The 6,699-nt window shown below is 61.4% G+C and carries 6 protein-coding genes; 1 reads left to right on the forward strand and 5 read right to left on the reverse strand.

The window, feature by feature from the left end; genetic code table 11:
- Positions 1 to 161: 161 nt before the first annotated feature.
- Genes VQ044_RS13505 through rfbF form a run of 4 tightly spaced genes read right to left on the reverse strand, consistent with a single transcriptional unit; the run spans position 162 to position 3,824 of the window.
- Positions 162 to 1,472, reverse strand: coding sequence for a glycosyltransferase family 2 protein (locus VQ044_RS13505; RefSeq protein ID WP_327646726.1), 1,311 nt, complete (start codon positions 1,470 to 1,472; stop codon positions 162 to 164).
- Positions 1,469 to 1,999: a dTDP-4-dehydrorhamnose 3,5-epimerase gene (gene rfbC / locus VQ044_RS13510; protein ID WP_327646725.1), complete on the reverse strand. Its 531-nt coding sequence runs from the start codon at positions 1,997 to 1,999 to the stop codon at positions 1,469 to 1,471. The genes VQ044_RS13505 and rfbC overlap by 4 nt, the downstream gene beginning before the upstream one ends.
- Entirely contained in the window at positions 1,996 to 3,060 is a 1,065-nt protein-coding gene (rfbG, locus tag VQ044_RS13515; RefSeq protein ID WP_327646772.1) for a CDP-glucose 4,6-dehydratase, read from the reverse strand. Before rfbG ends, rfbC begins: the two co-directional genes overlap by 4 nt.
- Complete coding sequence (gene rfbF / locus VQ044_RS13520) at positions 3,051 to 3,824, reverse strand: glucose-1-phosphate cytidylyltransferase (protein ID WP_327646724.1); 774 nt, start codon at positions 3,822 to 3,824, stop codon at positions 3,051 to 3,053. Before rfbF ends, rfbG begins: the two co-directional genes overlap by 10 nt.
- 378 nt (positions 3,825 to 4,202) lie before the next feature.
- Here rfbF and VQ044_RS13525 point away from each other — a divergent pair, with 378 nt between their 5' ends.
- Complete coding sequence (locus tag VQ044_RS13525) at positions 4,203 to 5,015, forward strand: cephalosporin hydroxylase family protein (RefSeq protein ID WP_327646723.1); 813 nt, start codon at positions 4,203 to 4,205, stop codon at positions 5,013 to 5,015.
- A gap of 105 nt (positions 5,016 to 5,120) precedes the next feature.
- On the opposite strand, the gene VQ044_RS13530 is transcribed toward VQ044_RS13525, so the two are convergent.
- A partial coding sequence (locus tag VQ044_RS13530) for an O-linked N-acetylglucosamine transferase, SPINDLY family protein (protein ID WP_442880639.1) occupies positions 5,121 to 6,699 on the reverse strand: 1,579 nt, incomplete at its 5' end.

A 6,699-nucleotide genomic window follows, 5' to 3' on the forward strand; every position in this document is an offset into this window, starting at 1 on the left:
TCCATTGCGTCGGGTCGATCTCACTCGTTCGCCTCCAATGCGGTCCGGCGCCACCGATGTGGCTGGTCGGTCAATGCTCGACTTTAGCCGCGGCGGCAAGCGGACACGAGTCGGCTTGTGAGAGCGTGGAAGAGGTGTTCAGCCAGCGGGCAAGGAGTTGCTTAGATCAGAATGTTGGCGCTGATATTCCTTTCGCTGACGATGAGCCCAGATTCATAGCCTTGATCCACAAAATCCTGGCGCAGATCCTCTTGTCCAATGAAGACAAGGCAGCCAGTCCGGGCGCCTTCGTCAGGCGCATCCGAGGCGGCTTCAACCCGGATACGCTCCTCCAGCCCCAGATCCCGCAACATGGTCCCGACGGCATCGCTGTCGCCGATACCGGCCAGCACTACGCGGTCGATTCCGGCGATGCCGTTGGCGAGGCGAGCCAGCGTCTGCGCCATGATCAACGGCGACAGCTTCTCCAGATTGTCGATCCCCTCGATCGCGTTGGGGTTGAGATAGTTCAGGCGGCAGAGGATTTCATAGGCGCGGATATAATCCCGGCGGCCCAGCCACAGTCTCAAGGTCACGCGCATACGCAATTGCAGAAAGCTGTCCACCATGTCGCGGAACGCCAGCCGTACTTCCGCGTCGGGGGTTACGTTGTGCCGGCGCAGTAGGCTGAAAATCATATATTCGATGCCACCTCGAAAGCTGTCCCAGTTGGTCAGGTTATCGGCAGTTCCTTCCTGGGACCGGTTGGGCATGACGGGCGACAGTGTCACCGAGCGGTAGTAGGGCATCTGCCGGAAGGCGATCGGCCCTTGCGCGGCGATTGTGGCGAGATAGCTGAACGCCCAGTAACAGAAGCGTGGCGCCGAGACGATGCAGCGCACGGCATCGGCCCGGTAGATCGCGATCTCCGGGATGATGTGATTTTTGACGAGCATGTTGAGCAGATCCACCTCCTGACCGGGATGGAAGACAGCGAGTTCGCTATCCAGCTGATAAAACAACTGATGCGAGGCCTTGTTCACATCGTCGTAGATGTCCCACGGGGTGTAGCAGGCCCGGATCTCCGGATTGGCCAGCATGAAGCGGATGTTGTCGGCCAGCGCCTCCGGTACGATCAGATCATCATCCGCCAGATAGACGAGATAGCGTCCGCGCGCGTGGTGGAAGGCGCTGAGGAGGTTGGAAAGAACCTTGTTCTCTTCCTGACGGAAATAGCGGATCGGCAAGCCGTCCGCCTGGAAGCGCTCGACCACGGTGGCCGTATCGTCCGGCGAAGCATTGTCCGAGACAACGATTTCATAGGTGAAGTCGAAGGCCTGGCTCGCCTCGGCCAGATGCGGAAAGAGATGTTCGAGGAAGCGCGCGCGATTGTAGGTGGGGACGCAGATGCTGAGCGTCACATCGGACGGCGCCTCCATGACTGTGGTGGGCGCGCTGGCAGGCAGCTTTGCGGGATCGAAGGGAGCGTTCATGGCTTGAAGTCCTCTGCATTGGCATCACGGGCCGAGATGATCTGGGGTTCGGCCGGCCAGTTCACGCCGAAGGCGGGATCGTTCCAGCGGAAGGTGCGGGCGAGGTCGCGGGCGTAGATCTCGGAGACGAGGTAGAGGACCTCGCAATCGTCTTCGAGGGTAAGGAACCCGTGGGCACAGCCGGCGGGCACATAGAGGGCGTTCCAGCGGCTCGCGTCGAGTTCGACGGCGGCATGGCCGAGATAGGTCGGCGACTGCGGTCGCAGATCCACGGCGACATCGAAAATTCGGCCGCGCACGGCGCGAACGAGCTTGATCTCAGCCCTCGGAGGAGCCTGGAGATGCATCCCTCTCAGCGTGCCCCGGGAGGGGTTGAAGGAAATGTCGGCATGAACGAATCGATCCATCAGCCCTCGCGCCGCGAAGGTTTCCGCGCAAAACGCGCGCGCAAAAAAACCCCGCTCGTCGGAGAGTGGCTCGATCTCGATCTCCCAGGCGCCGGCCACCTTCGTCTCAATGAATCTCATCGCGACGCCCGCTCTTCATAGGCGGCAATCTGCGTCGTCGTGAATTCGCGCATGTCGGCACCGGCGCGGTGAGCGCGATACCAGTCGGCGGTCCAGGTAAGGGTTTCGTCCAGCGATAGGCGGGGTCGCCAGCCCAGTGCCTCGGCGGCGCGATCCGAGCGCAGACGCAACGCCTTCGCCTCGGGCGGATGCGGTCCCTCGTCGGCAAGCCAGGCTTCGGCAGCGCCCCAAGCGGCGGCGAGCCGCTCCGCCATCTCGGCTACCGTGGCGGACTGATCCGGGTCCGGACCGAAATTCACAGCCTGCGGCGCGCGGGCCGGCTCCTCCGTCAGCGCCTGCGCCAGTTTCAGATAGCCCGCCAGCGGCTCAATCACATGCTGCCAGGGCCGGATCGAGCGCGGCGCGCGTAGATGGACGGGCCTCCCCGCTTCGAGCGAACGCACGCAATCGGCCACCAGCCGATCCTCCGACCAGTCGCCGCCGCCGACCACATTGCCGGCGCGGGCGGTGGCCAGTGCCGGGCCGCCCGAACCGAAGAAACTGTCGCGGAAACCCTGGACGACGAGTTCGGCACAGGCCTTCGAGCAGCTGTAGGGGTCATTGCCGCCGAGCCGGTCGTCCTCGTCAAACGGACGACCATCATCGCGATGGGCATAGACCTTGTCGGTGGTCACCACCACCACCGCCTGCACATCCGGCGCCCCATGAATGGCCGCAAGAAGATTCACCGTGCCCATGACATTGGTCTCGAAGGTCTCGACCGGCTCGGCATAGGACCGCCGCACCAACGGCTGGGCAGCCAGATGAAACACCACTTGCGGGCGCGCCGTATTTACCAGCGGCGCCAGCGCCGACAGATCGCGGATGTCGGCGAGATGATGTTCATGGCCGCTCCAGGGGCCAAGCAGGTGATAAAGCGCCGGCTCGGTCTCGGGCGCGCGGGCAACGCCCGTCACCTGCGCCCCCAGGCGCTCCAGCCACAGACAGAGCCAGCCGCCCTTGAAGCCGGTATGACCGGTGACGAGGACGCGACGGCCGGTCCAGAATCCGGTCACGTCCAAACCTTCCATGGCGCGGCGCCGGCATTCCACATTTCGTCGAGGTGAATACGTTCGCGCAGCGTGTCCATGGGACGCCAGAAGCCATCATGGCGAAAGGAGGCGAGTTGGCCTTCGGCGACCAGCCGTTCCAGCGGCCCGCTCTCCCATACCGTGCCGTCGCCCTCGATGAGATCGAGCACCTCCGGTTGCAGGACGAAGAAGCCGCCATTGATGCGTTGCGTGTCGGCCGTGGGCTTCTCCACGAAGGCCGAGACGCGTTCGCCCTCGATATTGACCGTGCCGAAACGGCCGGGTGGTGCCACGGTACACATTGTCGCCTTGAGCCCGTGCGCGCGATGAAACGCAGCTTCGCGGGCCACGTCCACGTCGGCGACCCCATCGCCATAAGTCATGCAAAAGGGCTCGCCCGGCGTAAGATACGGCTTGGCGCGCTTCAGCCGCCCGCCTGTCATAGTGTCGAGACCGGTGTCGATCACGCTGACGCGCCAATCGAGCTTGTCCGATTGGTGATAGTGGATCAGGTTCCGGCCGAGATCTACCGTGACGTCGCTGTGGTGCAGAACGAGGTTCGCGAAATATTCCTTGATCTGGTAGCCCTTGTAGCCGGCACAGACGATGAAGTCCTTGAAGCCAAAATGGGCGTAGATGCTCATGATGTGCCAGATGATCGGCTTTTCGCCGATCTCCACCAGCGGCTTCGGTCGCACCGAGGTTTCCTCGGCCAGTCGCGAGCCGCGGCCGCCCGCCAGGATAACGACTTTCATGCCTTATTCCGGGCTTCTGCATGCGCCGATTTGCATGGCGCTACAGATGAAAACGGTGAATGACGCTGCATCAAAATCTGCCAGAAGTCCCCGAGAATCACCTGATTGACTTAAGGGAGACTCGCTTGTGTGGGCCTGATGATAAGCCGGACGGACGGCGGTTTCGTCGATTCCAGATGGCGGCAAGTGCCTGTCGACAACCATTGCCGACGTCGGCGGTCTTCGCCACCGCCACGTTGTACCCCTCTCTGCCCGACCATCACCGACGCCGCGCCTGGCCCTTGAAGCATCCGCTTGTGCGTTGCTGCCGATTCGCCTTACTGCAGGGCCTGCCAGGGCCGACAGGACGCCTCGGAATGCGCGCCGATTGGAGACGAGATGGACCCCGCTGAACAGTTTCGCAATTTCGTGGCATCGAATATCCGCGATGCCGGTGAAGACCGAGATTTTATCGGACTGAGCAATATCTGGATTCGCGAGGCCATCCGGCATCGCTACGCGCAGAATTTCAGCTGGCTTGGACGGCCGATCATTCAGGTGCCTCAGGACATCTATGCCATCCAGGAATTGATCTGGGCGTGCCGCCCCGACCTGATCGTCGAGACCGGCATTGCTCACGGCGGATCCTTGATCATGAGCGCCTCGATGTTGGCGCTGCTCGATTATTGCGATGCAGTCGAAGCCGGGACCGTGATCGACCCGAAGGCGAGCCGGCGCAAGGTCGTCGGCGTCGATATCGACATCAGAGCGCATAACCGCGAAGGCTTGGATGCCCATCCGCTGCGACGCATGATCCATTTGCTCGAGGGGTCGTCCATTTCGCGGGAGTCGGCGGAGGCGATTTATGCGCATGCCGATGGCTATGAGCGCGTCATGGTGTTCCTGGACTCCAATCACACCCACGCGCATGTGCTGGAGGAGCTTGAACTGTATGCACCGTTGACGTCCAAGGGGTGTTACTGCGTGGTTTGGGATAGCGGCGTGGAGAACCTTCCCGCAGACATGTGCGCCGATCGTCCATGGGGCAAAGGTAACAACCCCAAGACAGCGGTCTGGGAGTACATGGAGGCGCTGAACACCACCGGACGGACTGGCCGAGACGGCCAGTCCCTGCACTTCGAGATCGACAAGGACATCGAGCACAAGCTGATGATCACGGCCTCACCGGACGGTTTTCTGAGGCGTGTCTGAAACGCCCTGTAGTTCTTGCGGATTGCAATGTACGCCGGGCAACCAGGTGCGGTCGGCCGATCTTACGGTCGCTGCGATCGCGAGATCGATCTGCCGTCTGGGCAATCACCCCGCCATATCGTCTTCCACCCGGATCGTGTCGGCTGCCTTGCCGTCAATATAGCGCTGATAGGCCTGCCGATAGGCAGCTTCCAGATGTTTCGTATAGCGTCTGCTGTCGAACAGCGGCTGGGTGAGACGATTGTCGGAAAGCTTCTGCTTGATCGCGTCGAGCTTGCATCGATCCGTCGCCAGGTCGAGGGCGAGCATCTCATAGGCCTCGTCGGAATCGGTTATCAGTTCTGGAAGCCCTGCGGCATGCAAGACGCTCGCGGCCACTCTTGCCGCGAATTGCTCGCCCATTCTCGTGACGATCGGCAGCCCGGCCCATAGAGCATCGCTCGCCGTCGTATGGGCATTGACGTTGAACGTGTCGAGGAAAAGATCCGCATGCTGGTGCCGCGCCAGATGCTCAAGATGCGGCTGCCGTTCCGCGAAGACGAGCCGTGATTCATCGATTCCGTGCGTCCTGGTCGCCGCACGAAGGTTCGCTTCGGCCCACTTGTTGGATCGCAACAGCCAAAGAACACTTCCATCGACCTTGTCGAGAAGGCGCATCCAGATGGCGAATTCGCGCTGGGTGATCTTGTAGGTCGCATTGAAGCAGCAAAAGACGAAGCCGTCTGGCGGCAACCCGAATTGCTGGCGGCTCGACGGCTTGTCCGGAATTTCTCTGCTATTGTCGGTCGGCTGATACGAATGGGGAAGGTATATGACGTTCTCGGTATAGTGTTCACGGTGCGAGGGCGGAATGACCACGTCATCCGCGATAATGTAATCGATGAAGCGGGTGCCCATCGTGCCGGGATATCCGAGATAACTGATCTGGATCGGCGCCAGGCGGTGCGAGAAAATGCCGGACCGCGAATTCCGCGTATAGCCTTTCAGATCGACGGCGATGTCGAGGCCATCACGACGGGCGAGGCCGGCCAGATCAAGATCGGACAATTCCCGCACATCCTGAAAACGGGTAACGGCGTTCTTCAGGGTGGGCGTGATCCATTCGTCCTGCTTGGTGCCATAGGAATAGATGTAAATCTCGAACGAACTTCGATCATGCCCCAGCAGGACTTGGGAGAGAAGATACATGGTCGCGTGGCTGTGAAAATCGGCTGAGAAATAACCGATGCGCAAGTTTTTCCGCGGAACGACAGTCCGAATCGGTATGGGGAGGGGGCTCGCCTCGAACCTCTTAGCGGCAAACCGTTCCGAGCGGATACGCTGGCGCGAGGGCGAGTCTTCCAGGAACAACAAAGCGAACGGCTCGACCGGCTCGCCGACGATCCCCAGGGTCGCCGTGCCCGTGCTGAAGGATTGCAGTCGATCCCAGTCGCACAGATGCGCCAGCTGGTGCAAAAGCTGCGCTCGCGCCTTGTGGTAATCGGGAGCGAGTTCGAGCGCTCGAAGATAGTGACGGACGGATTCCTCTACCTCACCTTTTTCTTGAAGTGTCCCGGCAATATTGTAGTATATCGCCGCATCGCCCGGGTTTATTCGGGGAATGTCCCGGTCTCTGTTGAAACTCTGAAGTGGGCGGCGTTGCCCGCCTCGAGCCGTTAGGCTCGGGGTGCCGATTCCACTGAGG

Origin of the sequence: Aurantimonas sp. C2-5-R2 (assembly GCF_036549495.1) — a bacterium.
In the GTDB taxonomy this organism is placed as follows: Bacteria; Pseudomonadota; Alphaproteobacteria; order Rhizobiales; family Rhizobiaceae; genus Aurantimonas; species Aurantimonas coralicida_A.